Origin of the sequence: Alteromonas sp. I10, from assembly GCF_003201515.1 — a bacterium.
Classification (GTDB): domain Bacteria; phylum Pseudomonadota; class Gammaproteobacteria; order Enterobacterales; family Alteromonadaceae; genus Alteromonas; species Alteromonas macleodii.
Genome location: NZ_QJJN01000001.1, coordinates 613,654 through 639,024, shown reverse-complemented (window position 1 = coordinate 639,024; position 25,371 = coordinate 613,654). Strand labels below are relative to the sequence as shown.

At 44.8% G+C, this 25,371-nt stretch carries 22 protein-coding genes; 9 read left to right on the top strand and 13 right to left on the bottom strand.

The annotated features are described in order from the left end of the window. Positions 1-207: 207 nt before the first annotated feature. A complete protein-coding gene (pgm, locus tag BZA03_RS02785) occupies positions 208-1,860 on the bottom strand; it encodes a phosphoglucomutase (alpha-D-glucose-1,6-bisphosphate-dependent) (protein WP_110287906.1) in 1,653 nt (550 codons plus the stop codon). Positions 1,861-1,907: 47 nt separating this feature from the next. After that, the gene (gene seqA / locus BZA03_RS02780; RefSeq protein ID WP_110287905.1) at positions 1,908-2,693 is read right to left on the bottom strand and encodes a replication initiation negative regulator SeqA; all 786 of its coding nucleotides are present in this window, start codon (positions 2,691-2,693) and stop codon (positions 1,908-1,910) included. A 500-nt stretch (positions 2,694-3,193) separates the two neighbouring features. Here seqA and BZA03_RS02775 point away from each other — a divergent pair, with 500 nt between their 5' ends. From BZA03_RS02775 to cynS, 6 genes are all read left to right on the top strand, one after another. Next, positions 3,194-4,141: a MoxR family ATPase gene (locus BZA03_RS02775; RefSeq protein ID WP_110287904.1), complete on the top strand. Its 948-nt coding sequence runs from the start codon at positions 3,194-3,196 to the stop codon at positions 4,139-4,141. 36 nt (positions 4,142-4,177) lie between these two features. Further along, the gene (locus BZA03_RS02770; RefSeq protein ID WP_110287903.1) at positions 4,178-5,311 is read left to right on the top strand and encodes a DUF58 domain-containing protein; all 1,134 of its coding nucleotides are present in this window, start codon (positions 4,178-4,180) and stop codon (positions 5,309-5,311) included. After that, positions 5,308-7,401 (top strand): DUF3488 and transglutaminase-like domain-containing protein, encoded by a 2,094-nt coding sequence (locus BZA03_RS02765; protein ID WP_110287902.1) that lies wholly within the window; start codon positions 5,308-5,310, stop codon positions 7,399-7,401. The genes BZA03_RS02770 and BZA03_RS02765 overlap by 4 nt, the downstream gene beginning before the upstream one ends. Positions 7,402-7,815: 414 nt before the next feature. Then, positions 7,816-8,664 (top strand): formate/nitrite transporter family protein, encoded by an 849-nt coding sequence (locus BZA03_RS02760; RefSeq protein ID WP_014949030.1) that lies wholly within the window; start codon positions 7,816-7,818, stop codon positions 8,662-8,664. A gap of 126 nt (positions 8,665-8,790) precedes the next feature. Next, positions 8,791-10,701 carry a protein phosphatase 2C domain-containing protein gene (locus BZA03_RS02755; protein ID WP_039225641.1) on the top strand — a complete coding sequence of 637 codons (1,911 nt, stop codon included), beginning with the start codon at positions 8,791-8,793 and terminating at the stop codon, positions 10,699-10,701. A gap of 18 nt (positions 10,702-10,719) precedes the next feature. After that, positions 10,720-11,169, top strand: a complete 450-nt coding sequence (gene cynS, locus BZA03_RS02750; RefSeq protein ID WP_014949029.1) for a cyanase — start codon at positions 10,720-10,722, stop codon at positions 11,167-11,169. Positions 11,170-11,273: 104 nt separating this feature from the next. Here cynS and fusA read toward each other — a convergent pair whose 3' ends face one another. From fusA to BZA03_RS02725, 5 genes are all read right to left on the bottom strand, one after another. Further along, positions 11,274-13,361 carry an elongation factor G gene (gene fusA / locus BZA03_RS02745; RefSeq protein ID WP_039225640.1) on the bottom strand — a complete coding sequence of 696 codons (2,088 nt, stop codon included), beginning with the start codon at positions 13,359-13,361 and terminating at the stop codon, positions 11,274-11,276. A 183-nt stretch (positions 13,362-13,544) separates the two neighbouring features. Continuing rightward, positions 13,545-14,642, bottom strand: a complete 1,098-nt coding sequence (rlmM, locus tag BZA03_RS02740) for a 23S rRNA (cytidine(2498)-2'-O)-methyltransferase RlmM (protein ID WP_110287901.1) — start codon at positions 14,640-14,642, stop codon at positions 13,545-13,547. Next, the gene (locus BZA03_RS02735) at positions 14,635-15,102 is read right to left on the bottom strand and encodes a DUF423 domain-containing protein (RefSeq protein WP_110287900.1); all 468 of its coding nucleotides are present in this window, start codon (positions 15,100-15,102) and stop codon (positions 14,635-14,637) included. Before BZA03_RS02735 ends, rlmM begins: the two co-directional genes overlap by 8 nt. Positions 15,103-15,137: 35 nt before the next feature. Next, positions 15,138-15,830: an alpha/beta family hydrolase gene (locus BZA03_RS02730; protein WP_110287899.1), complete on the bottom strand. Its 693-nt coding sequence runs from the start codon at positions 15,828-15,830 to the stop codon at positions 15,138-15,140. Position 15,831: 1 nt separating this feature from the next. Next, positions 15,832-16,734 (bottom strand): transcriptional regulator GcvA, encoded by a 903-nt coding sequence (locus BZA03_RS02725; protein WP_014949024.1) that lies wholly within the window; start codon positions 16,732-16,734, stop codon positions 15,832-15,834. A 216-nt stretch (positions 16,735-16,950) separates the two neighbouring features. Between BZA03_RS02725 and BZA03_RS02720 the strand changes: the two genes are divergently transcribed. Then, the gene (locus BZA03_RS02720; RefSeq protein WP_014949023.1) at positions 16,951-17,229 is read left to right on the top strand and encodes a hypothetical protein; all 279 of its coding nucleotides are present in this window, start codon (positions 16,951-16,953) and stop codon (positions 17,227-17,229) included. A gap of 62 nt (positions 17,230-17,291) precedes the next feature. Here BZA03_RS02720 and kdsA read toward each other — a convergent pair whose 3' ends face one another. The 6 genes from kdsA to hemA all read right to left on the bottom strand — a co-directional run bounded on the left by kdsA (position 17,292) and on the right by hemA (position 23,738). Beyond that, complete coding sequence (gene kdsA, locus BZA03_RS02715; protein WP_014949022.1) at positions 17,292-18,146, bottom strand: 3-deoxy-8-phosphooctulonate synthase; 855 nt, start codon at positions 18,144-18,146, stop codon at positions 17,292-17,294. 20 nt (positions 18,147-18,166) lie between these two features. Then, a complete protein-coding gene (locus BZA03_RS02710; protein ID WP_014949021.1) occupies positions 18,167-18,538 on the bottom strand; it encodes a SirB2 family protein in 372 nt (123 codons plus the stop codon). Between the two features lie 232 nt (positions 18,539-18,770). Beyond that, positions 18,771-20,333 (bottom strand): response regulator, encoded by a 1,563-nt coding sequence (locus BZA03_RS02705; RefSeq protein ID WP_014949020.1) that lies wholly within the window; start codon positions 20,331-20,333, stop codon positions 18,771-18,773. 153 nt (positions 20,334-20,486) lie between these two features. Continuing rightward, on the bottom strand, positions 20,487-21,326 hold the full coding sequence (gene prmC, locus BZA03_RS02700) for a peptide chain release factor N(5)-glutamine methyltransferase (RefSeq protein WP_110287898.1): 840 nt from the start codon (positions 21,324-21,326) through the stop codon (positions 20,487-20,489). A 36-nt stretch (positions 21,327-21,362) separates the two neighbouring features. After that, positions 21,363-22,448: a peptide chain release factor 1 gene (prfA, locus tag BZA03_RS02695; RefSeq protein WP_014949018.1), complete on the bottom strand. Its 1,086-nt coding sequence runs from the start codon at positions 22,446-22,448 to the stop codon at positions 21,363-21,365. A gap of 15 nt (positions 22,449-22,463) precedes the next feature. Then, on the bottom strand, positions 22,464-23,738 hold the full coding sequence (gene hemA / locus BZA03_RS02690; RefSeq protein WP_110287897.1) for a glutamyl-tRNA reductase: 1,275 nt from the start codon (positions 23,736-23,738) through the stop codon (positions 22,464-22,466). A 131-nt stretch (positions 23,739-23,869) separates the two neighbouring features. Between hemA and lolB the strand changes: the two genes are divergently transcribed. Beyond that, entirely contained in the window at positions 23,870-24,496 is a 627-nt protein-coding gene (gene lolB, locus BZA03_RS02685) for a lipoprotein insertase outer membrane protein LolB (protein ID WP_069944051.1), read from the top strand. Continuing rightward, the gene (gene ispE, locus BZA03_RS02680) at positions 24,496-25,362 is read left to right on the top strand and encodes a 4-(cytidine 5'-diphospho)-2-C-methyl-D-erythritol kinase (RefSeq protein WP_110287896.1); all 867 of its coding nucleotides are present in this window, start codon (positions 24,496-24,498) and stop codon (positions 25,360-25,362) included. The genes lolB and ispE overlap by 1 nt, the downstream gene beginning before the upstream one ends. Positions 25,363-25,371 lie beyond the last annotated feature (9 nt).

Sequence of the window (25,371 nt, the reverse complement as noted above, 5' to 3'; positions counted from 1 at the left end):
CTCTTAAGTAGAAGCGGTGTTTACACACCGAAAACGTAATTTAATTACAGAATAACTTCAGAATATGACAGCAATATAGCAGCGCTTAAACGATTATGTTGTAATAATTTTGTTAAAATAACAAAAAATCGCATGAATTCGTATGCATTCATGCGATTTTTAACAATTAATTTACAAAAAGGAATTTAAAATGATTTATTTTTGTACTTATTTAATTATTTTTCCGACTAAGGCTTCGGCTTCAGCAATTAGATCCTGTAAGTGGCTTTCACCGTTAAAGCTTTCCGCATAAATTTTATAAATTTGTTCGGTGCCAGAAGGACGCGCTGCGAACCAGCCATTTTCTGTCGATACTTTAACGCCACCAATTGCCGCGTTATTACCTGGCGCATGGGTTTGAACGGCAGTGATAGGCTCGCCCGCCAACGTATCGCTAGTGACGACAGATGCATCCATCGCCGAAAGCTTTTGCTTTTGTTCAAGGGTTGCTGCCACGTCAACACGGCTGTAAACCGGCGCTGCAAATTTTTCCGTTAGCGCTTTGTAGTGCTCGCCAGGATCTTTGCCTGTGATGGCTAGGATTTCAGCTGCCAGCAAACAAAGAATAAAACCGTCTTTGTCTGTCGCCCAGGTGCTTCCATTGCGTTCAAGGAAAATTCCACCAGCACTTTCTTCACCCGCAAAACCAATGGTACTGTTTGATAAACCATCAACAAACCATTTAAAGCCTACCGGCATTTCAGCTAAAGGTTTACCTAAACTGCTGGCTACGCGGTCAATCATACTGCTAGACACCAGTGTTTTACCGATATTTAAATCGCTAGGCCATTCTGGACGGTGGGTATAAAGGTAGTTAATAGCCACGGCCAAATAATGGTTTGGGTTCATTAGGCCCGCACTTTTGCACACAATACCGTGACGATCGAAGTCAGGATCATTGCCCCAAGCTAAGTCAAAGTTATCTTTCAGCTCGATAAGCCCTGCCATCGCATAGGCAGACGAACAATCCATGCGAAGCTTACCGTCTTTGTCACGGCGCATAAAACCAAACTGTGGGTCAACCGCGTCGTTAACAACGGTAATGTCCAAGCCATATTTATCTGCAATTCGCGACCAATAACCTATGCCTGCACCACCTAATGGATCAGTACCTAACTTCAAGTTAGCTTTTGCAATCGCTTCCATGTCGATAACGCTTGCAAGGTCTTCAATATAAGGTTCCATGAAGTCTTCTTCACGAACCAATTTGCGCGCGGTAGCTTGACGAATATCAATGCGCTTAACGTTTTTATTGCCATCGGCAATTAGTTCATTCGCGCGTTCCTGAATTTGCTTGGTTACGTCGCTATCGGCAGGTCCACCATGAGGCGGGTTGTACTTAAATCCACCGTCTGAAGGAGGGTTATGAGAAGGCGTAATGACGATACCATCTGCCTTGTCGGTGTTACCTGCGCGATTGTAGCGAATAATAGTACGTGAAATAACAGGTGTCGGCGTATAGCCCATGCTTTCATTGTCTGCGCGCTGCACGACAACATTGACACCGTTTGCGCACAAAACTTCGATAGCGGTAATCATGGCAGGCTCAGATAACGCGTGGGTATCTTTACCAACGAACAGCGGACCGTCGATACCTTCTTGTTTACGATACTCTACCAATGCTTGGCAAATTGCACTGATGTGGGTATCGGTAAACGTAGCGTTGGAAGCTGTACCTCTGTGACCTGACGTGCCAAAAGAGACCGCTTGACCCGGGTCATTCATATCCGGTTTATAGCTGTAATACTGGCTCACTAACTGCGCTACGTTAATGAGTTGCTCTTTTGCTGCATGCTGTCCAGCCTGCGGATGTAATGCCATGAAAAAAATCCTTATTTAGAAGTTTCGTTGTTCTATACCTTGGCTTGCTATTTACCTTCTGAAGAGAAACGCGCAATCACGGTTTCAATAACATCGGGTTGATAGCCTAAGTTACGCAAAACTTGTTCCAGCATATTCGTTTTCTTGGCAGTATTGTTATTTGTTACCACCCAGAACGGGCTATCAGGGATAGCTTTAGGATTAGTACTGCTGCCGTTTTCCAACAATGCCGCCTTACTTGTCGCAAAGTACGTACGGTTTTTACCTTTTATACTTTCAACACGAGTAAAGTTTTCTGCATTAAGCTTGTGCGCTGCACTCAAAACAAACAGGAATTGATCAACGCGCTTGGTAAATGTGCCTAATGCATCTTTTGACACCGCTTCAAGAATGTCTCTTTTCGAGTGAGATTCTGTTGCTGGCGTTACTGAAGAAACTTCCGAAACCTTTTTAGCTGTCCTTGAGCTCGCTGGCGCTTTTGCTGCCGTTGCTTTAGCTGGAGCTTTCTTCGCTGCAGCCTTTGGCGCTGCTTTAACTGCTGAACTGGCTGTCGCTTTAGAAGGCGCTTTGGTTTGTACTTTAGTCGCCACTTGAGTTTCAACTTCGGGTGTTGACTCACTTGCGTTATCTGCGGTTTCTACAACGTCTGTACTTTTTGGTTCGCTTGTTTTTACAGATGTAGATGAAGCGCCACCATGCTGGACACCTTGGGACACGGCACCGTCTTCAGGCAAAAGTAAACGTCTTAAAATTTGTGATGCACTCTCACCAATATGCTTCGTTTGGCTGGCGATGAAGGCATATAAATCGTCATCTATTTCAATGCTTTTCATAACTACTTCCTTTTTAAGAGGCACCATTATAGACAACACAGATAAACTACGCAGCACTTAATAACAGATGTTTTGCGGGAATCTATGCTAATAAGATAAGAAAGTGACGTTTTACTGCTTCCCAACCCGTCGTATTTGCTGTCGATAAAGTCCATCTAAGCCGTTTTTACTTTTTCAAAAATAGACGTCGCCTTAACAACATTAAGAACATAGGAGAAACAACGCTACGAACCATCAAGTCGCTGATATACCTGCGTATAAAATTTAACAGGTAATTCAATAGAAAGCCTTTCACTATCGTTGCTATTATTAAGAAGTAGTGACCTTCGAAACACCACATTGTCGGCACTCGTTACCGTTCGCTAAATATGTAAGCTAGAACATGAACTCAGACATAAACTTAAACACCATTGCGCAACATCCTTAGAAAAGCCTTAATCGCTTTCTCACTGTTCAATACGTAGTGTGACAGAGTAACTTTAAACTTAAGTGACAATTATATGCGCCAAGACATCATCAGTGTACAGCGGGCTCTTAGTCAGAAAATTATTGGTAAAGATCACCAGTTAAAACTCGCAATAACTTGTTTACTTGCCAATGGCCACTTATTAATTGAAGACTTACCGGGAATGGGTAAAACCACCCTTTCTCATGCGCTTTCCCAAGTTTTTGGCCTTCAATATTCTCGCATTCAATTTACTTCAGACTTACTCCCATCAGATATGTTGGGCGTAAACATTTTTCATAGTAATGAACAAGACGAGGCAAAGCGCTTTTCATTTAGACACGGCCCTATTTTTAGCCAAGTGGTGTTAGCGGACGAGCTAAACAGAGCCAGTCCCAAAACACAAAGCGCCCTGTTAGAAGCGATGGAAGAGCGACAAGTAAGTATCGATGGTGTAACCCACGCGCTACCCTCTCCATTTTTTGTTATTGCTACACAAAACCCAAGCTATCAATCGGGCACTTATCCCTTGCCAGAGTCCCAACTTGACCGTTTCTTTATGCGTATCTCTTTGGGCTATCCAGCGTGGGAAGCAGAAAAAGCCATGCTATTGCAACAGGATGCATCAGCACCGCTTGCACAAATACTAAATGAGGAAAATTTGCGCGAGATGCAACGAGAGGTAGCCGCTATTCATACCAGCGATGCCATTATTCATTACATTCTAAGATTGGTGAGTGAAAGTCGAGAAAGTAATGATTACCCTAATCCCCTATCGCCACGAGCGAGTAGAGCGATACTCCAAGGTGCCAAAGCCTGGGCGTTTGTTTCCGGAAAATCATATGTTACTCCAGAAGATGTACAGGCCGTCTTCGTGGCCATTACCGCTCATAGGCTAACATTGTCTTCACATCAGTTGGCACAAGGGCAGCAAGCGCATGCTTTTGACGGTGAAAAACTGAGCCAGAAATTACTCGATAGTATTGACCCACTGGCAGCCTAGCATTCATGAATTTTCGGAGCGCTAAAGGTGCGTAGAATGCCAGCTTCACTTTCGAATTACCTACAACGTAGGCTATTAAAGTGGTTAGACAGGCGAGTTCCGGCTTCTCACGAACATCACCTCAACTTAAACAGTATTTTTATATTGCCGAGCGGATTCGGTTGGTCTTTTATTATTCTATCGCTGTGTTTGTTTTTACTTGGCACTAACTACCAAAACAACTTGATGTTGCTGCTTAGCTATTTGTGCTTAAGCATTATGCTATTAACGCTGTTTTACACTCATCAAAACTTTGCGCGTTTAGCGCTTAAAGCGACGCCCCCCAGTCCATTTCACTGTAACTTACAGGGTGAATTGCAGCTTCAGGTTATCCCTCACGCGGCAGCGCCAACGAAAACGTGCAATGGTGTATTAGCAATAAAGTGGCTAAATACAGCGCGCCCCATGGAAACCGCTGTTCATGCAAGCAATCAAGACACCTCAGTGGATCAGCAGACGTACAGCTTTTCTTTAAACGACAATGAAGTTACGGATACAAGACAAACGCAAACCCTCAGCGTGCCTCTTCCAATACCAGTACGGGGGCGATTTGCACTGGGCAGACTAACCATTGCATGCGATTTTCCGTTAGGATTATACAAATGCTGGACCCACCTCGATTTTGACCAACAGGTTACTGTCTATGCAAAACCTCAAGAAGGTCCGGTCACAGTTAATAAGGTAGCGAGTTCTAATGAGTCGGATAGCGTCAGTCAGGTTAACGACCTTACAAGTAACGAGGACTTCTACGCATTAAACGATTACGAAGTTGGACAGCCGCTTAATCGCGTATCGTGGAAGCATGTGGCGAAAAACGGAAATTGGGTTTCGAAATCCTTTACCTCCTTGCAAAACGACAGTTTTGTACTTTCAGTTCCCTCAAACATCGATGTGGAAACTGCCGTGTCGGCACTTACCTATGCAACATTGTCTTGGACAGGCGCAGACCGGGTATTTGGAATACAGTACAAAGGGCTTAACATTGCCCCTGCTCGCGGGGTAAAACATAGGCACGAATGTCTTAGTGCACTTGCTTGTTTGAATTCGCATTCATCACAAGCTTCTTCAACCTCAAATAAAACGGTCTCAATATCTTCCATAAAGAGTGAAAGAGCGAGGTCAACGAAATGAACTCCGCTATTTTAAGCCGTTTATCACAATTAACCGTTGTTAAAAGCGTGTTTAGCCAACCAACGTCCGTGGCTGTGCTTATGCTCTGCATAGCTTTCTCTCTTATTCTTTTTTCTCTTACCACGCCACTTATGACATGGGTAATTATGCTAGGTGGATGTGCTGTGATAGTGAGGGCCGCAGGCCTTAGTGCGTTGAATAGTTTGCCAACATCACGCACGGTTAACTTGCTGGCGATATTGGCAGTGTTCGCATTATCGTGGTTTGGCTTCTCAGTAGGATTGCTTGATAGCATGATCAACCTATTGACCGTCGCGTGCGCGCTCAAAATCATGCTGGTTGAGAAAAAACGAGATTTTCACTTAATTGTATGTACCTGTTTGTTCTTGATCGGCTGCGGATTTATCTCGTCTCTAAGCGTATTTGCGTGGATTGGCTATACAGGAATACTGGCCCTGCTGCTATTCGCGACTGCCATTTATCACGGTGCAGGAATACCCAAATCAAAAAGCATTAAATTCGTGACCGTGCTTATTGTCCAAGCTTTCCCTATCGCGCTGCTACTGTTTTTACTGCTTCCCCAACTCCCTCCGCTTTGGCAGATGCCCACGTCAAAGTCGACTGAAACCGGGCTTTCTGACACGGTGACGCCTGGTGATATTGCGTCACTTGCAAGTTCATCTGAATTGGCTTTCAGCGCCACATTTGAAAACGCAGAAGCAGTCCCTGTTGCACCGTCCAGGTATTGGCGCGCTATGACCTTAGAACATTTTGACGGGAAAACCTGGTCTATTAGCAACAAACGCAAACAGGCAGAGCAGCAGTTAGCTTACATGGGCAAGCCAACACCCTTGTCAGCTCTGGCCGAGGAAAATACGCCTCAAGTGATAAGTTATGAATTGATCGTGGAACCCACACAGCAAACGTGGCTGTTTGCGCTAGCGCCTTCGACACCCAACAACCGCGAGAACAGTATTTTCGTAAGAAGTCTTTTTGATTTTACGTTAAGGGCGAATAGCCCAATATCCAGTAAAAAAGCGTTTTATCTGCGCTACTATCCAACTGCTCAAATCACTAGCGGAATAGGAAATTTTGAATCGCAACTAAACCTTCAGGTTTCCATGAATGGCAACCCTCAAGCCAGAGCATGGGGACAGAGACTTGCCAAACAATACTCAAGCGCACAGCAAATAGTTAGCGCAATAATGCGTGAATTTAATCAAGGGGGCTTCCGCTACACCCTATCGCCGAACGCCATGCCTACCGACCCCATCGACCGTTTTTTATTTGAAGAACGCTCAGGTTTTTGTGCCCATTACGCAGGCGCCATGGTGTATGTGCTTCGCGCCGCAGGGGTACCGGCAAGAATGGTGACAGGCTACCAGGGCGGAAGCGCACTTAATGACAATGTGCTTCAAATAAGGCAGTACGATGCACATGCGTGGGTGGAAGCTTTTATTGATGGTGTGTGGATTCGACACGACCCAACGAGTATGGTGGCACCGTCACGCTTAACCTTCGGGCTTGAACGTGCGCTGGAAGAGCTTGGGGAGTCTCGTAAAGCCAGTATTTTGGGCGACCTTAGCAACGCTGCTATTTTTGCAACATTACAAAGCTGGTTTCAACAGCTCGATTACTCGTGGAGTAAATGGGTACTGGGCTTTGACAATACTGCGCAAACCAACATGCTTGAAGAATTACTAGGCTCGCTAACGCCGCAAAAAATGCGAGTTGTATTTCTTTCCGCCATTGGCCTAATTGGGCTTATTTTAGCACTTTATTTTTTACCCAAAACGCATCGCAACACACTATCGCCCTCACACAGAGTTTTACTAAACGCAATAAAATGCGTTGAAGCTAAAACAGGAAAAGAGAGAGGGAATAAAACCTTGTCCGCCTTTATGAGTGAAGTTAACCCTTTGATAAACGAAGATGCTACCAAGGCACTAACACTTCTGTGTGAACTATTTGAGCATGAAAAATACGCACACCGAACACAAGAGACAAAAGTTTATCCAGCCATGAAGCGTCAGTTAAAAATGTTAAAACAGGCATTAAAGTCGGAAATTGTTAAACCGGTTGCACCTTAAACACTCACACTCCCCCCCTTTTTAGTGCAGACTAATTAATAGTGCCTTGGCGCAAGCGTCTATCAACACAGCCATGAATTTATACAAAGCATTGTTTTTAAAAGCAATAAATAACGCATTTACATACATTTTGGTTATTGGCACTTTTTTAGCTTTGTACAAATGGATAACAAAAGTACGAAGGCGCTTATACAAGTATTAGTTGCCAACGGGCTTTAGAGTACAAAGGCGTACACATAACCGACGGTTTATTTGTTAGCTACCACAATGCATGAGTTTCGGACAAAGGCGTCCCCAGTTCTTTCTTACGAGAGCGCTGCGGACGCCTTTTTTTGATCTTCTGGAACGCATTGAAACAGTAAACGCCAACACACAGATGACAACTTATTAATAACGACAACGTGAGGTGAAACCATGGCTTATCTTCTCCCCGCTGAGTTTGCAACCAAGATGGTAGATGCAGGCGAAGCCAAAATTTATATGTCTACACGAGATACTCTAATCCGCGCCTATATGGCAGGTGCAATATTGGCCCTTGCCGCTGTTTTTGCCGTTACCATTGCCGTTCAAACCGGCGTGTTTCTTCTTGGCGCAGTGTTATTCCCAGTGGGCTTTTGTATGCTCTACCTTATGGGGTTTGACCTATTAACCGGCGTGTTTGTACTTACCCCACTCGCTTGGCTTGCACAGCGACCTGGCGTCACGCCAAAACAAATTCTACGAAATTGGGGATTAGTATTTTTAGGTAACTTTGGCGGCGCATTAACCGTGGCCTTTATGATGTCGTTTATTTTTACCATGGGATATAACGTGGATGGCGGTGCCATCGCGACTAAGGTAGCCAGCATTGGCGAAGCTCGTACATTGGGCTACGCAGAACACGGCGTTGCAGGCTGGTTCACCATTTTTATTCGCGGCATGTTGTGTAACTGGATGGTGTCGCTAGGCGTAGTGGGTGCAATGATTTCAACTCACGTTAGCGGAAAAGTACTAGCCATGTGGATGCCAATCATGCTGTTCTTCTTTATGGGTTTTGAGCACTCAGTAGTAAACATGTTCCTTTTCCCATTTGGCCTTATTATGGGCGGCGACTTCTCGGTTATGGACTACTTCATTTGGAACGAGATCCCAACTGCACTTGGAAATCTTGTTGGTGGCCTCGCCTTTACTGGACTAACCCTGTACACCACCCACGTTAAGACGCTACCCAAACGTACTATCCCTGTTGATAAAGCCGCTGCATCGCAAACACTGCCTATTTAATTAAAGCGCTTATCTTAAAGCCATCATGCCTTGTCCCTACAAGACACGTCATGATGGCGTTATCCGTTTCCTTGGAAATAACTAATTGGGCTCATAATTAAATATGCAGGTAAGAAGCAATTAAACATGAATGAGCGAGCCGCGTTAAACGCCCCAATTAACCCACCAGCTAACACGCTCAGTGTAAGTGCATTTTCTACAGCCGGCGTTAAAGCGATAAACCAAGATGCATACGCTTTTCATGTTTCTGATAACCCAGATCAAAGCAGCGTTTTTGTTATCGCCGACGGTGTAAGTAGCAGTACGGTTAGCCAAGTTGCTAGCGACTTTGCTACCAGTCAATTTATTAAACTGTTTAATATGGCGCCGGAACAATGGTCGGTTAAGACGCGCGCTGAAACCATTATTAAAGAGATAAACGCGCTGCTTTACACACGTACGCAAAGAAGTCCCTTCTGCTATACACCAGAAAAAGGTTATGTGTGCACGTTAACAGTGGCGGTGGTAACAGGCAATCACATGGATGTATTTCATGTGGGGGATTGTCAAATTCAGGCTATTTCTAAGAACGCACAGTCGCCTGTCTTACTCACAAAACCTCATCGTCAAGTATCGGAAAGTGAGCCTTCGCAGAGTTATCTTACTAAAGCATTAGGCGTTCAAGCACATATAGACATCGACCACACAACACTCACCCTCAACTCATCGAGCACGTTTTCGATAAGTAGCGACGGGGTTTATGAGTTTGTTTCGCTACCTACCATTCTTATGAAAATCAGTGAGGCCGATACGCTTTCTGAAAACCAAGCTGCGTTGGTAGTACATGAGGCATTTACTAGAGGAAGCGATGACAACCTCACCTTACTTCTCGTAAAGGTTCTTGTAGCTAGCCATGATGGCCTAGACGATCACAGACACCCACTGTATACAGGCGTTTCAACTTCACCTCATTCATCTGAACTTAACAGGCCGTTGGGCGACCAACTTATAAACAATTCTGAGGTTTCTGATGCTGCGATTCATTACTCAAATCAGCAGTCTGATGAACATGTATGCGAAGAGCCTGCTGCCGCAAACTTTAAGACGGGTGATGATGTTGATGGACTGAAGCTAGAACGACAGCTTTATACGTCGGCCCGAAGCCATGTTTTTATTGCCACCAATTCGTCTTGTGAAGCTACGCACAGAAACAGCCCTGTGGTTGTAAAAACACCGGCTACCGACTTTACCCTATCACCAGAAATGGTAAATGGGTTCCTAATAGAGAGCTGGTTTTCGAGACGGATTAATTCGGCACACGTTATTAAAAGCCCAACGTTTACTGATTTGGGTTTACCGTACCCTCCTTCTGCTTTTTACAGCGTAAGTGAATATGTTCAAGGTCAAACGCTAGCTCAATGGGCTGTTGATAATCCTACTCCGCCATTAGAGCAAGTTAGGAATATAATCGAGCAGGTTGGTAAAGGTTTACAGGCAATGCACCGTCAGGGCATTGTTCATAGGGATATACGCCCCGACAATATTATTATTAGCGAACAAGGGCACTGTACAATTATAGATTTGGGTTCAGCAGCCTTAGCCGATGCCCCAAGCCTCTATAGTGACACACCTATTCCTGGCGCTGCACTTTTTTCCGCACCTGAATACTTTTTAGGAAATGTAGGCACAGAGCGCTCTGATCTGTTTTCCTTAGCCGTCCTCACCTACTATCTCTTGTGCGGGCGTTACCCCTATGGCACAAAGCTCGCTCACTGTCGCACGTTGGCCGAGCAGAAAAAGTTAAAATACCAAACCGCATTGGCTCCTAATCGGCCAATACCTAATTGGGTTGATAGCGCCCTTAAACGTGCTTTGCATGTGAACCCTGATAAGCGATTTTCTTCACTATCTGAGTTTCTTTTTTCGCTTCGCTACCCAAATCCATCACAACATACGGCGTACGAGCCGTTAGTAAAACGACACCCTCTTTTTGTGTACAAGGTGCTAATACTGGCACTTATTTTCAGCAATCTAGTTACGCTCATTTTGTTTAACTAACCCTTTAAGGAAATGCAAATGATTACATCGAGAACCCAAGTTACCGACATGATCCAGTCAGCCAAAATTTTAAAAGGCATAAAGTGGAGTCAGATTGCCGAAGTTGTTGGTCAGTCAAAAGAATGGAGTACAGCAGCTTGCTTAGGACAAATGGCCATGACAAAGCAGCAAGCTGAAGCCGTGGGTGAGTTACTTGAGCTTACCGACGAAGCGATTGCCTGGCTTCAAATCGTGCCCTACAAAGGCTCGTTACCCACAGAAGTCCCTACCGACCCACTTATTTACCGCTGGTATGAATTGGTGAGTGTGTATGGCACTACATTAAAGGAGTTAATTCACGAAGAGTTTGGCGACGGCATCATGAGTGCCATCGATTTTTCGATGGATTTACAGCGCGAGAACGACCCTAAAGGCGACCGTGTCAGCGTAGTGATGTCAGGGAAGTTTCTGCCATATAAAATGTATTAATTCGCAGTGCTATAGATATAAAAAAAGCCGGTCATGCGACCGGCTTTTTAGTATTTCTTGAAGCGTAAGCTAACCCAAGGTCAGCTTACGTTCGCAAAGGCTAATTACTTAGCAGCTTTACGTGCTTTCGCTTCTTCAATTACTTTGTCAGCTACGTTCTGAGGACATGCTGAGTAGTGGCTGAATTCCATAGAGAACTGACCACGACCAGATGTAATAGTACGTAGGTGACCGATGTAACCAAACATCTCAGATAAAGGTACGTCAGCCTTGATACGAACGCCAGTAGCGCCAGCTTCTTGGTCTTTGATCATACCACGACGACGGTTAAGGTCACCGATTACGTCACCAACGTTGTCTTCTGGGCTGAATACGTCAACTTTCATCACAGGCTCAAGAATTTGAGGACCTGCTTTTGGCATTGACTGACGGAATGCACCTTTAGCTGCAATTTCGAACGCGATTGCTGATGAGTCAACTGCGTGGAAACCACCGTCGAATAGCTCAACTTCAACGTCTAGTACTGGGTAGCCCGCTAGAGGACCTACTTCCATCATACCTGCAAAACCTTTTTCGATTGCAGGGAAGAATTCTTTAGGAACGTTACCGCCCACAACAGTAGATGTGAACTTGAAGCCAGAGTTAGTTTCGCCCGGACGGATGCGGTAATCAATCTTACCGAACTGACCAGAACCACCAGACTGCTTCTTGTGCGTGTAGCTGTCTTCAACTGCTTGTGTGATAGTTTCACGGTAAGCAACTTGAGGTTGACCAACTTCTAGCTCAACGCCGTAAGTACGCTTCAAGATGTCTACTTTGATATCTAGGTGAAGCTCACCCATACCTTTAAGGATGGTTTCGCCAGAATCTTCGTCAGTTTCAACTTGGAAAGATGGGTCTTCTGCTACTAGTTTACCGATAGCGATAGACATCTTTTCGTTAGCGCCTTTGTCTTTTGGCTTAACAGCAATCGAGATTACTGGCTCAGGGAAGATCATTGGCTCTAGTGTACAAGGGTGCTTAGGATCACATAGCGTGTGACCAGTTTGAACGTTCTTCATACCAACAACAGCTAGGATGTCACCTGCTTGTGCTGAAGTAAGTTCAGTACGTTCATCAGCGTGCATCTCAACCATACGGCCGATACGCTCAGTTTTACCCGTTGCGCTGTTAAGAATAGTGTCGCCTTTGTTTAGCTTACCAGAGTAGATACGGATAAACGTAAGGGCACCGAAACGGTCGTCCATGATTTTGAACGCAAGTGCACGGAACGGCTCGTCAACAGATACTGTTGCAACTTCACCAGTAGGCTCACCCGTTTCTTCGTCAGTTAGATCTTGTGGATCAACTTCTGTTGGAGAAGGTAGGAAGTCTACAACCGCGTCAAGAACTAGCTGAATACCTTTGTTCTTAAATGCAGAACCACAGTATGTTGGGAAGAACGCTAGGTCACGAGTACCTTTACGGATACAACGCTTGATGTCTTCTAGAGACGGCTCTTCACCATCCATGTAAGCCATCATTAGGTCGTCATCTTGCTCAACAGCAGTTTCGATTAGTTGCTCACGGTACTCGTTAGCCTTATCAACCATATCTGCTGGGATATCTACAACTTCGTAGTTTTCAGGAAGACCTGAATCGTCCCAGATGTACGCTTTCATGTCTAGAAGGTTAACAACACCTTTAAACTCGTCTTCGATACCGATTGGAAGCGTCATTACTAGTGGGTTAGCAGCAAGTACTTTCTTAACTTGGCCAACTACACGGTAAAAGTCTGCACCCATACGGTCTAGTTTGTTTACGAAGATTACACGCGCAACTTCTGATTCGTTAGCATAACGCCAGTTAGTTTCTGACTGAGGCTCAACACCGCCAGAACCACAGAATACACCGATACCGCCGTCTAGTACTTTAAGTGAACGATATACTTCAACTGTAAAGTCAACGTGTCCCGGAGTATCGATGATGTTCATGCGATGATCTTTCCAGAAACAGGTTGTTGCCGCTGACTGGATGGTAATACCACGCTCAGCTTCCTGCTCCATGAAGTCAGTTGTTGATTCACCATCGTGAACCTCACCAGTTTTATGGATTTTACCAGTAAGCTTCAAGATACGTTCTGTTGTGGTAGTTTTACCCGCGTCTACGTGGGCGAAAATACCAATGTTTCTGTAATGAGATAAGTCTGACATTAGTTCACTTTCATTGGTTCAGAGTAAAAAAACGGCCGGATTATAAAGGATTTCTATACCAGATTTACACCTTTTTTAGCATAAACCTTAAATTCGTTTGCCAAAATCCGCGCCACCATCAATTCTTTTCTTTAAGTATCAATAACTTATTAATTAATGACACTTTTTTGAAAAATAACAAAATCACACCTCATCTTTTGAAGTGCGAACAATTGTTACTGTAACTTCATCTCTGTCGTGGTAGAGATGCCTCACCTTCACCGCAAATGCATCTTCCAAGGCATTTAATCGGCCTCTTAGCAACGTCATGGCTTCAACTACAGTTTCATAACGTTGTTTCATAGGTAACTTTAAATTGAATATTGCGTGCGTTGCCCAGTGCTTAACTAACCAATCACCCATCAATTTAGCTACCCTATCGGGTTGCTCTATCATATCACATACCAGCAAATCTACACGACCAAATTGTGGTCGATAGGTAAACCCGTCTGCCGCGTGATGTTCAACCAAGCCCGTGCTCATTAAACTATCGGCTACAAGTCCATTGTCGATAGCTTCAACATACATTCCGCGCTTCACTAGCTGATATGTCCAACCACCCGGGCATGCACCTAGGTCCACGGCACGTCCACCGCTTCGAAGTACCTTAGCCTGCTGTTTGTCGCTCAGCATATTCACTAAAGCATCTTCAAGTTTAAGCGTCGAGCGGCTCGGCGCATCACTTGGGAACTTTAACCGGCAAATACCCAAGTGATCGCCACTAGCATGACTGGGTAATGTATAGCCAATATGGCAAATCTCAAATGACTCAAAGAAAATATGTAGCTTTGGTTTACCTAAGTTTTCCTTTGCGGTGAGCCATCCCGCCTTTCTTAGGGCTTGGCGAAGAGGAACAGTAAACTTTCGGCAGAACTTTGCGAGGGTTTTACCTTCTTCTGTATCTGGGTATTCGACGTCTATGGCGCCAAAAATTTGAAATGGTTTTTCTACCTCTTTTAGGGCTTCAAGCACTTGCCCTACTCTGTCTTCTTTTTCTATATCGGTAAGAGTGGCAAAAACTGCCACCAGCTGACGAGGAAAAATACTGTCGTGAACAGCAAACTGAGTAATGGTTTGCTCTAGCTGCGTGGCATCATATAAATGATAAAGTACAAAGCCACTGTTCTTCTTCGACACTGGGTAGCCATAACATTGGGCTTCACCATATCGAGATGTAAGTTCGTTAGCCGTATCGTTTTCATACCCAGGTCGGCAATAACCCAAAATACTAGTGTTAGACATTACCTTTCCCCGGCGTGTGGTGAGCTTTGTTCTGCTCTTCTTTTTGTTTCTTATTTAAATCATGACCTTTTATCAGTCCAATCACTAACAACACCCATCCAATAATAAAGAACATGCCACCCAAAGGGGTTATCGGGCCAAACCATTTTATGCTGCTTATTCCTAGCGCGTATAAACTTCCACTAAACAACACAGTTCCGGTAACGAAACAAAACGCTACCCGATTAGCCCACGTCGATGAGATAACGCCTGACAGCGCAGGTAAAAGCAGCAAGGCTAATGCGTGATACATCTGATAACGCACGCCAATTTCAAACGTGTTGAGCTGCTGTGCAGTTAATACGCTTTTTAAACCATGTGCGCCAAACGCACCTAGTACCACAGAAAGGCCCGCTAGCAATGCGCCAATAATAAGATAAGGTTTAGCAACGGTGGCAAACCTAAGTTTTTCAGTTTTCATTAAATTAGTCTTTCGCTCTGATTTCTAATTAACCATTAATTATTTAAATGGGCTTCAATAAAAGAAGCGGTAAGCGTGGCAGCGGTAACAATATGTTCTTCCTGCGTTTTGCCACTTGCTTTGCGAGGCTTAAAACTGTGATCGCCGTCGCCTAAATAGGCGCATTCAATGTCTGTAGATAATACGCTGCGCTTTTTGTAATCCTCTACTTCGCTCTTTGTACCAAAGGTATCTCGTTCACCCTGAATAATAAGCAAAGGCTTAGACGCCGTTTGCAGATGTTCGGTTCGTGTTTTTTCTGGCTTACCAGGAGGGTGAAACGGATAGCCCAGCGCTATCGCGCCTTTTACATTGCTCACCGCTTCGTACACCATGGTCGCCATACGCCCGCCCATCGACTTTCCACCGATGAACACAGGCAAGTTATGCAAGTCTTTGTTATCTTTGCTGCAGGTTTCAATCACCGCAGTAAAATGTGACATAAGTTTATCGACTTTATCGGGAGGCCTACGCTTACCGGTAGCTTTTATGGTTTGCATATAGGGAAAGTTAAAAAGAACGGTTGATATACCTCTAGCAACAAGTTCCTTCGCAATGTCTTGCATGAACTCATGTTCCTTACCGGCGCCGGCTCCATGGCCTAGTATCAAACACGCTAAGGGCTTATCGGCTTCATGCAATTCAATGTCAAAACTAGGCTGTTCAGCAATGGTGTTCAACTTAGTCATATTACAACAAGTCCTCTTGTTCAGCTTCGACCAGCGCTAAAATCCAGTCCCTAAATGCCGCAATCTTACCTAGTTCAGCCTGTGATTCCTCACACACGAGATAAAACGCATCGCGACTCTCCACTCGTTCTTCAAACGGCATAACTAGCCTTCCCGCTTCAATTTCCGGCCTTGCAAGTACCGTGTTACCCAACGCAATGCCTTGACCGAGTGCAGCGGCTTGCAACACTAGCATGGAGTGACTGAAAACCGGTCCTTGGTTAACGTTTACGCCAACCACACCTACATGCTTCAACCAATTTTTCCATGCAGTACGGCTTAAGTCGTGAAGCAACACGTGGTGCCTTAAGTCAGACAGGCTGGATAAAGGTTTGGGGCCTTGAAAAAGCATTGGAGAGCAAAGCGGAGTTAGAAACTCTCGATGTAGCTGGTCGGCTTGAAGACCAGCCCAACGACCTTTACCGTAATATATCGCAACGTCTACATCGTCTTCTAAGAAGCCTTCATCGAAATCAACTGCCTTGATGCGTACGTCGATGTCTGGATGCGCCAAGCTAAACTTATGAATACGGGGTACCAGCCATTGGCTCGCAAAGCTGGGCGGCATCGCTACCGTGATAGCACCTTTACTGCCCTTCGCAAGTAGCCTTTCTGTCGCATCTTGTAAGTTTTTGAAGATATCTTTTAGCTCAAGAAAATAAGCTTGACCTTCTTCGGTTAGAAGCAGGGTTCTATTTCTTCGAAGAAATAGCTTCATCGATAAGAAATCTTCAAGCGCTTTTATCTGGTGGCTAACGGCAGCTTGCGTAACAAACAGCTCATCGGCAGCCTTAGTAAAGCTCAAATGGCGAGCAGCCGCTTCAAACGATTTCAAGGCGTTGAGAGGGGGTAAACGTCGATGCATATATCGTTTTTAATCCAGTGTGACCGAAGCATGACAAATTCATTAGTTTTTCTAATGACAACCCATACTTTTACTCGTTTTATTTTTCACCACCCACTGACTATAATTTACCCGAAATTAAAAAAGAACATTTAATTTCAGCATTTTATGATGAACATTTGTTAAACATTTTAACATTCATCAACAATTATTTAATTATTTTTATTAGGTGTGAAAATGAAAAAATTACTTTTAGCTAGTGTTTCTGTAATGGCTTTTGTAAGCGCTGCTGCAAATGCTAACGCACAACCAGAAAAGATCAATCTACAATCGTTAATCAACACAGCAATGACCAGCGTAAAAATGGCCGAAGTACTGCCAGAAAACGATGCGCACATTGTTGTGAAAAAGCAGTCTAAAGCGATTTTAGCTGAAGAGACGCAAGTTCAGCTTCACAAGAACTTATTAGCAATGACAAAAGGTGAAGAGCGCGTAAACGTTTCTGAAGCGGAATAAGCAACTCACACACCTGATACGCATGCCGGTGCTTGCACCGGCATACGCCATCAAATACTAGCTTAGGTATTACTTGTATCTAACGCGTCAAAACCTTTCACCAATTCATCTAGTGCTTTCATCTGCTGCAAGTAAGGCTCTAATTTTGCCAACGGCAGTGCGCAAGGCCCATCACATAGTGCTTCATCAGGGTTAGGATGCGCTTCTATAAATAGCCCTGCCAAACCCAATGCCATACCACTTCTGGCCAACTGTGCAGCTTGCGCTCTACGACCATCTGCAGACGTCGCACGGCCACCCGGCATTTGAAGTGCGTGAGTCGCATCAAATATTACTGGGGCATATTCTTTCATTGCGTCCATGCCAAGCATATCCACAACTAAATTGTTATATCCAAAGCAGCTACCACGCTCACAAAGAATAACCTTATCGTTCCCCGCTTCGCCTAGTTTTCCTATGATGTGACGCATTTCATGCGGTGCTAAGAATTGAGGCTTTTTCACATTGATAACGCTACCGGTTTTTGCCATTGCAACCACAAGGTCGGTTTGGCGCGCCAAGAAAGCAGGCAGTTGAATAACATCCACCACTTCAGCTACGGGAGCTGCTTGGTGCGGTTCGTGCACATCAGTGATAAGCGGAACGTTAAAGGTCGACTTAATTTCTTCAAAAATACGCAACCCTTCTTCCATGCCAGGCCCACGGTAAGAAGTCACAGATGAACGGTTCGCTTTATCAAACGAGGCTTTAAAAACGTACGGGATATTGAGCTTTTGCGTTACTTCAACATAGTGTTCTGCAATACGCATAGCGAGATCGCGAGACTCAAGTACGTTCATTCCACCGAACAGAACAAACGGCAAGTGGTTGGCAACGTCAACGTTACCTACATTAATAATCTGTTGAGATTCAGACATTATCTATTTCCAATTAAATCTTAAAAAAGAGGTTGTTTGGTTACAGCAACCATAGCCGTTGCCATAAGCACAACAAGCGCTGCTACGAAAAAGCTCCATTTGCCTAACGCTGTTTTGGCTTTTTTCAATGCAAACAATCCAAACACTATGTACAGCACCACGCCCACAACTTTAAATGTGAGCCATGCATTAACTAAAGGATATTGAGACAAAATAATGCATAGCCAAATTGCGCTGGCTAATAGCACGGTATCAATGATATGAGGGAGAATTTTAACCCATTTTTTGCTAAGTGCTGTAGCGTCGAATTGACTCCATATAAAGCGAAAGACAAAAAATAATATGCTCAAGCCAACGGCGGTCATGTGAAGGTGTTTAGCCATCATGTACATAATGTGTTCCTGTTCTTATTAGATAGTAAGGCTGCTTCTGGTTACTTTAACACAGGTGTTAATTGAGCCGATTTAGTTTTACAGCAATGCAAAATTCAACAGACTCAGAATACGAGTAGCAGACTCAAAAAAACAGGTGCATGTAGCACCTGCCTTCGTTTTAATTATGGCGCCTGTCTAGAGGCTGTTATTGTAACGTATTACAGTACGTAAATAACGGAGAAATAAATCATTATGCGTCAGGGAATTGAGCTTGAATTGCCATAAAGGCCGGAAGGTCATTTAGCATACACTGAACTAAATCAGGGTCGAAGTGCTTGCCACTTTCCTCTTTCAATACGGCTTCAACCTTATCAATTGTCCACGCTGGCTTATACGGCCTTGCGTTTAACAGTGCATCAAACACATCAACTAACGTGGCAATACGGCTTTTTATATCAATTTCTTCGCCTTTAAGCCCGTCTGGATATCCCTTTCCATCCCAGCGTTCGTGATGTTGCTTTGCTAACATTGCTGCAAGTTGGATAGTGGGCCGGCTTGAATCTCGCAAGATCTGGTAACCAAATTCAGCATGCTGACGTATTTTAAATACTTCCTCTTCGGTTAACGGCGTCGTTTTGTGCAAAATAGATTTAGGCACTATAGACGTCCCAATATCATGGAGTGGCACGGCAAGGCGTAATGCGTGGATGTCTTGCTCGTTCAGCCCAACCTTTTCTGCCAACAGTTGCGCCATTTCAACCATTCTTGTGAGATTATTTGATGCATTTGACTCATGCTCTAACGCTCGACCTAAACGCTCAATTATTTCTTTCTGCGTCGCTTCAACATCTACGGTTTTAAGTACGTTGTCAAAAGCAAGCTGAACACTGTCTGAAAAGCGTTTTACCAGATGACGATCACTTTCCCCTATTCGTCTCGGTAATCCTGACAAGTACAAGAGTGCGCCATTGTGGCTTTTACTGTTGCAATAAGCCACAACGTGATCTTCTGCATAAACAATTTGCTTATCGCGCATGGCTCTTGCGCACAGGGCATATTCTTGTGCGCTAATCGCGTCTTTTAAAGGCACACCTTCCTTACTGGCGTACTCACCGTTGCCAGCAAAAACATATAGTTCGTCGTCACCCAGTTTGTTGTTGCTGGTATTAATAGTACGCGATGTGGTTGCCACCGCTGTAGTAATGTAGGCTGCATCCTTTGAACAGCCCAGAATAGACGCCAACTGTTGAATGATGCCCTGCATGAACTTTTCGAGGGAACGGGAGGAAAATAAATCCACAGACGCATCTATAATTTTTTCAAGGCCGCGTCTATTTTCTTCGATAACGATAATATCTCGATATGAGCGGAGCGCTGCAATGATAACAGTAAAGAGTTTTTGCGCGGTCAGTTCGGTTTTCGACTTGTAGTCGTTGATGTCGTAATTAATGATGACATCTTTTTCAGGGGCTTGGCCAGGTTGTCCAGTACGCAAAATAATACGCGTGAAATGATTGTCTAATTCGTTACGAACATACTCCGCCACTTTAAGACCGGCGTCATCAGTCTCCATAACAACATCAAGTAACACAACGGCGATATCATCATGGGTTTTGAAAATGGCCTTCGCTTCCTCTCCGCTATAGGCACTAACAAACTCAAGGGTTTTGCCATTTAAACTAAAGTCATTTAGCGCCAGCTTGGTAACGGCGTGTACTTCGGGTTCATCATCAACAATGAGTACTTTCCAGCTACCCAGATCATCTACTTCATTTTCATCGTCATCTTCTGCGAAAAGAAAGTCATCATTCATCTGGTACGTCCTGTAGTGTAAGAGATTGTTTAACTTAGTGCTTTTTGAGGTCTTACAACCGCTTAATAGATACTAATGTAAAACAAAATATTAGCAAGTTTGCAATTAAATTTTGATAACTACAGAAAAGATAACTTCTTTGAAGGTTAAAACCTACTGCCACTGTCCTAGCGTTACACGGTCATTGTCGCCGTAGTCTTTAATAGTTTTGACGTCTATAAATCCCGCATCTGCAAGCAAAGCGTTAACCGCTGCCCCTTGGTCAAAACCGTGTTCGAATGCGAGCAGCGCGCCTTTATTGAGGTATTGAGGTGCGTTATTGATTATGTGTTTAATGTCGTCTAGACCATCACTACCCGAAGTTAATGCTGTTTTAGGCTCAAAACGCACGTCGCCCTCATTAAGGTATGGACTGGATTCTTCTATGTAAGGTGGGTTTGAAACAATAATGTCGAAGGTTTGACCTGCCAGCGCACTAAACCAGTCACTTTGCACAAAATGCGCATTGGCTATGCTATTAGCTTGAGCATTGCGGGTAGCAAGCTTCACCGCCCCCTCTTGGTAGTCTACGCCAGTAACGGATGCTTCTGGCAGTTCGCTCGCTAATGCTAACGCAATAGCGCCCGTGCCGGTTCCCAAATCACAGATTGATAGGGATGCAGAGGATTGTTGATTTACCCAATTAAGTACCTGCTCAACCAAGACTTCAGTATCCGGTCGTGGAATTAAGGTATCTGGCGAGGTAAACAGTGACAGGGTCCAGAAATCACGCTTGCCGATAATATACGCCACTGGCTCACCCCGTTTACGCTTGGCCACATCCGCTTCAAATTGGGCTTTCTGGGCGGCATCCAAGGTTTTATCAGGCCATGTGAATAGGTAAGTTTGTGACTTACCTAGAATGTTCGCCAACATGACTTTGGCATCAATAGAGGGTGACTCCCCACCCTCTAGTTGCTCAGCAGCCCATGTTAAGGCGTTGTCTATGCGCATTGTTTTTCTATAAACAGTTTGTGTAACAAGACAGCGTTATTCGTCAGAAAGAGAGGCCAGCAGATCGGCCTGATGCTCTTGCAAAATTGGGTCTATAAGCTGCTTAAGGTCACCTTCCACCACTTCGTCTAAACGATAAATAGTCAGGTTGATACGGTGGTCGGTTACACGCCCCTGCGGGAAGTTATAAGTACGAATTCGCTCAGAGCGGTCGCCGCTACCGACTAGGCTCTTACGAGTAGAAGCCTCTTCTGCTGCTCGCTTCTCTTCTTCAATCTGATTTAAGCGCGCTTGAAGTACCGACATCGCTTTCGCACGGTTTTTGTGCTGTGAACGCTCGTCCTGACATTCCACTACCAAGCCTGTTGGCAAGTGAGTAATACGAATCGCCGAGTCGGTTTTGTTAACGTGCTGACCACCCGCACCTGATGCACGGAAGGTATCGATGCGAAGCTCTGCAGGGTTAATTTCAATTGCCTGCGACTCTGGAATTTCTGGTAATACCGCCACGGTACATGCCGAGGTATGGATACGGCCTTGTGATTCGGTTTCTGGTACACGCTGTACGCGGTGACCGCCCGACTCGAATTTCAATACGCCGTACACGCCATCGCCGCTAACATTCGCAATGACTTCTTTATAACCGCCGTGCTCACCTTCATTGGCGTTAACCAACTCTACACGCCAGCCACGACTTTCGGCATAGCGGCTGTACATGCGGAACAAGTCACCTGCGAATATTGCCGCTTCGTCACCACCCGCACCAGCGCGAATTTCCAAGAAACAGTTGTTATCATCGTTAGGATCTTTTGGCAGAAGTAACACCTGAAGTTCAGTTTCAAGGCGCTCAATTTCCGCCTTGGCATCTTTCATCTCTTCCTGCGCCATCTCGCGCATTTCGGCGTCGTCTTCATTCAGCATTTCCTGCGCTGAAGCCAAGTTTTCTTGTGCTTGCTGATAAGCATTAAAGCCTGCCACTACATCTTCTAGCTGACTGAACTCTTTTGACAAGTTGCGAAACTTATCCTGATCGCCGATAACTCCAGGGTCGCCTAACAACGCCTGAACTTCTTCGAAACGCTCGACTAAGTGTTCGAGTTTCCTAACTACCGACTCTTTCATATGCTTCTTATTACCTTATTTACTATCGTCTGACGAAAAGTCAGATAAATCTAATGCCTGTCCCATCCATCGGCTCAATGCCGGGTCATCGTGCATGGCAGCCTCGCGTAACGCTAAGGTTGTTGGGTGCAATAGCGTATTGGTTAATTTATACGCCATTTCTTCTAATACCGTTTCGGCATTTTTACCTTCCGCTAATTGCGCTTTGGCTTTTTCCACAATATCGTCACGCTGTGCCATGCCTTTTTGGCGATACTGTCTTACTAAATCTATCGATTGCTGCGACTGCTTCCACGTCATGTAGTCGCCAGCTTGTTTGTCGATGAGCTTTTCCGCTTCTTTTGCTGCTTGCTCGCGGTTTTCTAAATTCTTCTGAACAATATGCTGCAGGTCATCAACAGTATAAAGATAGGCATCGCCTAGCTCGTTAACCTCTGATTCGATATCTCGTGGTACCGCAAGGTCCACCAGAAACATCGGCATATTTTTGCGCTGTTTAAGGGCTTTCTCCACCATACCCTTGCCAATTAAGGGCAGTTGGCTAGCGGTAGAGCTTATCACGATATCAAAGTCTTTTAAGTGCTCTGGCACTTGCGATAAGGTAAACACACTCGCATCTAGTGTTTCGGCTAAGGCTTCTGCTCGCGCTACGGTTCTATTCGCCACCGCCAAACAGCTCACGCCCTGCTCTTTCAAATGCTGAGCCACAAGTTCAATGGTTTCGCCAGCTCCTACTAATAACACTGAACGTTTTGGTAGTTCAGCGAATATATGCTTGGCCAACTGAACGGCTGCATAAGCCACGCTTACCGCGTTTGCACCTATATCTGTTTCACTGCGAACTCGCTTCGCCACCGAAAACGTATGTTGAAACAGCTTATCAAATTCGCTGCTCACCATACCTGAGTGTTTTGCATCACCAAACGCCTGCTTCACCTGACCTAAGATTTGAGGTTCTCCCAAAATCAGTGAATCAAGTCCACTGGCTACACGCATAATGTGCTTTACCGCTTCATCCTGCGCGAGCACATAGCTGTTATTGACAATCTCTTCTACATCCAAGTGATGGAAATCACTTAACCATTGTAAAAGCTTTTGGCCTGTGTCGTCTTGAGTATTAACGTATAGCTCAGTGCGGTTACAGGTCGATACAATGACAGACTCATCTACGCCTTCCAGCTTTTTTAAACTCGCAAGCGCTTCCACCAGAGAATCTGGTGTAAAGGCCACTTTTTCGCGAAGTGCTACTGGTGCTGTTTTGTGGTTAATACCGAGGGCGAGTAAAGTCATTAAAATCTGTGCTGGCAACGTCGGAGCGGCATTGTACGAAAAACCCAAAATGATTGAAAGTGTTGGTGAAACTGTGTTCCCATAATGTCACAATTAAATGTGTTTTATTTTTATACAGGTAACGCGCCTTAATGATTCGCTTTATTTCCCTACTGTTGTTTCTCTGCTTCGTACTGAGCGCATGCACAACTGCTCCCAAAGGCCCAGAAAACGCGGTAAACCTCACGGCCCAACTTGAAAAAGTCGCTGAAGTACATCAGTGGCAAATGCGCGGAAAAATTGCATTTCGCCAAGGAAAAGAAGCGGCCAGCCTTAATTTAGTCTGGAAAAACGATTCCGGTGATTTTGATTTTCGATTAACCAATTTTTTAGGGGTAAGTCTGGTTAACCTTAACGTTACCCAGCAGCAGTCGGTATTAGAGGCTGACGGTGAAACGTATGTAGATGCTTTACCAGAACCACTTATTTATCAGATTACGGGAATGGTCATTCCGGTGGAATCACTGTTGTCTTGGGTAAAAGGCTTACCGCTAGACGGTGATAAATTCACCCTAACTGAAAAAGGGTTGGTTAATACCCTAGAGAGCTATTGCCAAGGTTGCCGCAATTGGCAAGTTGCTTACGGTAACTACGGTAGTGTTGAGCTAGATGATGGCACATCTGTATGGTTGCCTCACAGCATAACGCTTACCCAGAATGAAACGCCGGACATGCCTAATACTCAGCTTAAAATTAAAATTTATCAGTGGACTCTGTAGTGAACTCATCTGTTTCAGAACATAAAGATTGGTGGCCTTCCCCCGCTAAACTGAATCTTTTCTTGCATATACTTGGCCGCTACGACAACGGCTATCACCAGCTTCAAAGTCTGTTTCAAATGCTGGATTACGGCGATGCACTCGCCTTTGACATAAGTACAGACGACACAGCCATTCGCATGGAAACACCTCTTGATGGTGTGCCAGACGATGACAATTTAATTGTAAAAGCAGCGCGACTGCTGGCAACAAAAACAAAATGGAATAAAGGTGCCGTTATTTCGTTAGATAAGCGCCTTCCTATGGGGGGCGGCATTGGCGGGGGATCATCGAATGCAGCAACCACGTTAGTGGCGCTTAATCACCTTTGGAACACAGGGCTAAGTGAAGATGAACTGGCTGAGCTTGGGTTATCTTTAGGCGCTGATGTACCTATTTTTGTGCGAGGTCTAACGGCATTTGCAGGAGGCGTTGGAGAAGAGATAACGCCAGCTCCCCAAAAAGAACAGTATTTTCTTGTAGCGAACCCAAATGTTCATGTCAGCACAGCCGAAGTGTTCACCTCGCCGGATTTGCCCAGAAATACACCTGCGATACGTTGGGAAGACTATAAATTTGAAAAAACTTGGAATGATTGTCAGCAATTAGTCGCGAATCGCTATCCTGAAGTTGCAAAATTATTACAGTGGTTGGTACACTACGCACCGTCGCGAATGACGGGCACAGGTGCATGCGTGTTTGCCACTTTTTCTGACTACACTTTAGCCGAACAAGTTAGGGCTCAAATGCCTGAAACCTGGCAGAGTTTTGTCGCAAAAGGTGTGAATCGCTCACCACTATTAGACAAATTAGAACAACAAAGATAGCGTGTACGC

Coding starts and splice junctions, on each gene's coding strand:
- BZA03_RS02710 (WP_014949021.1), bottom strand. CDS start 18,538: ATGTACATGATGGCTAAACACCTTCACATGACCGCCGTTGGCTTGAGC.
- hemA (WP_110287897.1), bottom strand. CDS start 23,738: ATGACTTTACTCGCCCTCGGTATTAACCACAAAACAGCACCAGTAGCA.
- BZA03_RS02735 (WP_110287900.1), bottom strand. CDS start 15,102: ATGAAAACTGAAAAACTTAGGTTTGCCACCGTTGCTAAACCTTATCTT.
- kdsA (WP_014949022.1), bottom strand. CDS start 18,146: ATGTCTGAATCTCAACAGATTATTAATGTAGGTAACGTTGACGTTGCC.
- BZA03_RS02770 (WP_110287903.1), top strand. CDS start 4,178: ATGCCAGCTTCACTTTCGAATTACCTACAACGTAGGCTATTAAAGTGG.
- seqA (WP_110287905.1), bottom strand. CDS start 2,693: ATGAAAAGCATTGAAATAGATGACGATTTATATGCCTTCATCGCCAGC.
- BZA03_RS02755 (WP_039225641.1), top strand. CDS start 8,791: ATGAATGAGCGAGCCGCGTTAAACGCCCCAATTAACCCACCAGCTAAC.
- prmC (WP_110287898.1), bottom strand. CDS start 21,326: ATGCGCATAGACAACGCCTTAACATGGGCTGCTGAGCAACTAGAGGGT.
- BZA03_RS02705 (WP_014949020.1), bottom strand. CDS start 20,333: ATGAATGATGACTTTCTTTTCGCAGAAGATGACGATGAAAATGAAGTA.
- BZA03_RS02775 (WP_110287904.1), top strand. CDS start 3,194: ATGCGCCAAGACATCATCAGTGTACAGCGGGCTCTTAGTCAGAAAATT.
- BZA03_RS02725 (WP_014949024.1), bottom strand. CDS start 16,734: ATGCATCGACGTTTACCCCCTCTCAACGCCTTGAAATCGTTTGAAGCG.
- BZA03_RS02760 (WP_014949030.1), top strand. CDS start 7,816: ATGGCTTATCTTCTCCCCGCTGAGTTTGCAACCAAGATGGTAGATGCA.
- BZA03_RS02720 (WP_014949023.1), top strand. CDS start 16,951: ATGAAAAAATTACTTTTAGCTAGTGTTTCTGTAATGGCTTTTGTAAGC.
- BZA03_RS02730 (WP_110287899.1), bottom strand. CDS start 15,830: ATGACTAAGTTGAACACCATTGCTGAACAGCCTAGTTTTGACATTGAA.
- BZA03_RS02765 (WP_110287902.1), top strand. CDS start 5,308: ATGAACTCCGCTATTTTAAGCCGTTTATCACAATTAACCGTTGTTAAA.
- prfA (WP_014949018.1), bottom strand. CDS start 22,448: ATGAAAGAGTCGGTAGTTAGGAAACTCGAACACTTAGTCGAGCGTTTC.
- lolB (WP_069944051.1), top strand. CDS start 23,870: ATGATTCGCTTTATTTCCCTACTGTTGTTTCTCTGCTTCGTACTGAGC.
- rlmM (WP_110287901.1), bottom strand. CDS start 14,642: ATGTCTAACACTAGTATTTTGGGTTATTGCCGACCTGGGTATGAAAAC.
- cynS (WP_014949029.1), top strand. CDS start 10,720: ATGATTACATCGAGAACCCAAGTTACCGACATGATCCAGTCAGCCAAA.
- pgm (WP_110287906.1), bottom strand. CDS start 1,860: ATGGCATTACATCCGCAGGCTGGACAGCATGCAGCAAAAGAGCAACTC.
- fusA (WP_039225640.1), bottom strand. CDS start 13,361: ATGTCAGACTTATCTCATTACAGAAACATTGGTATTTTCGCCCACGTA.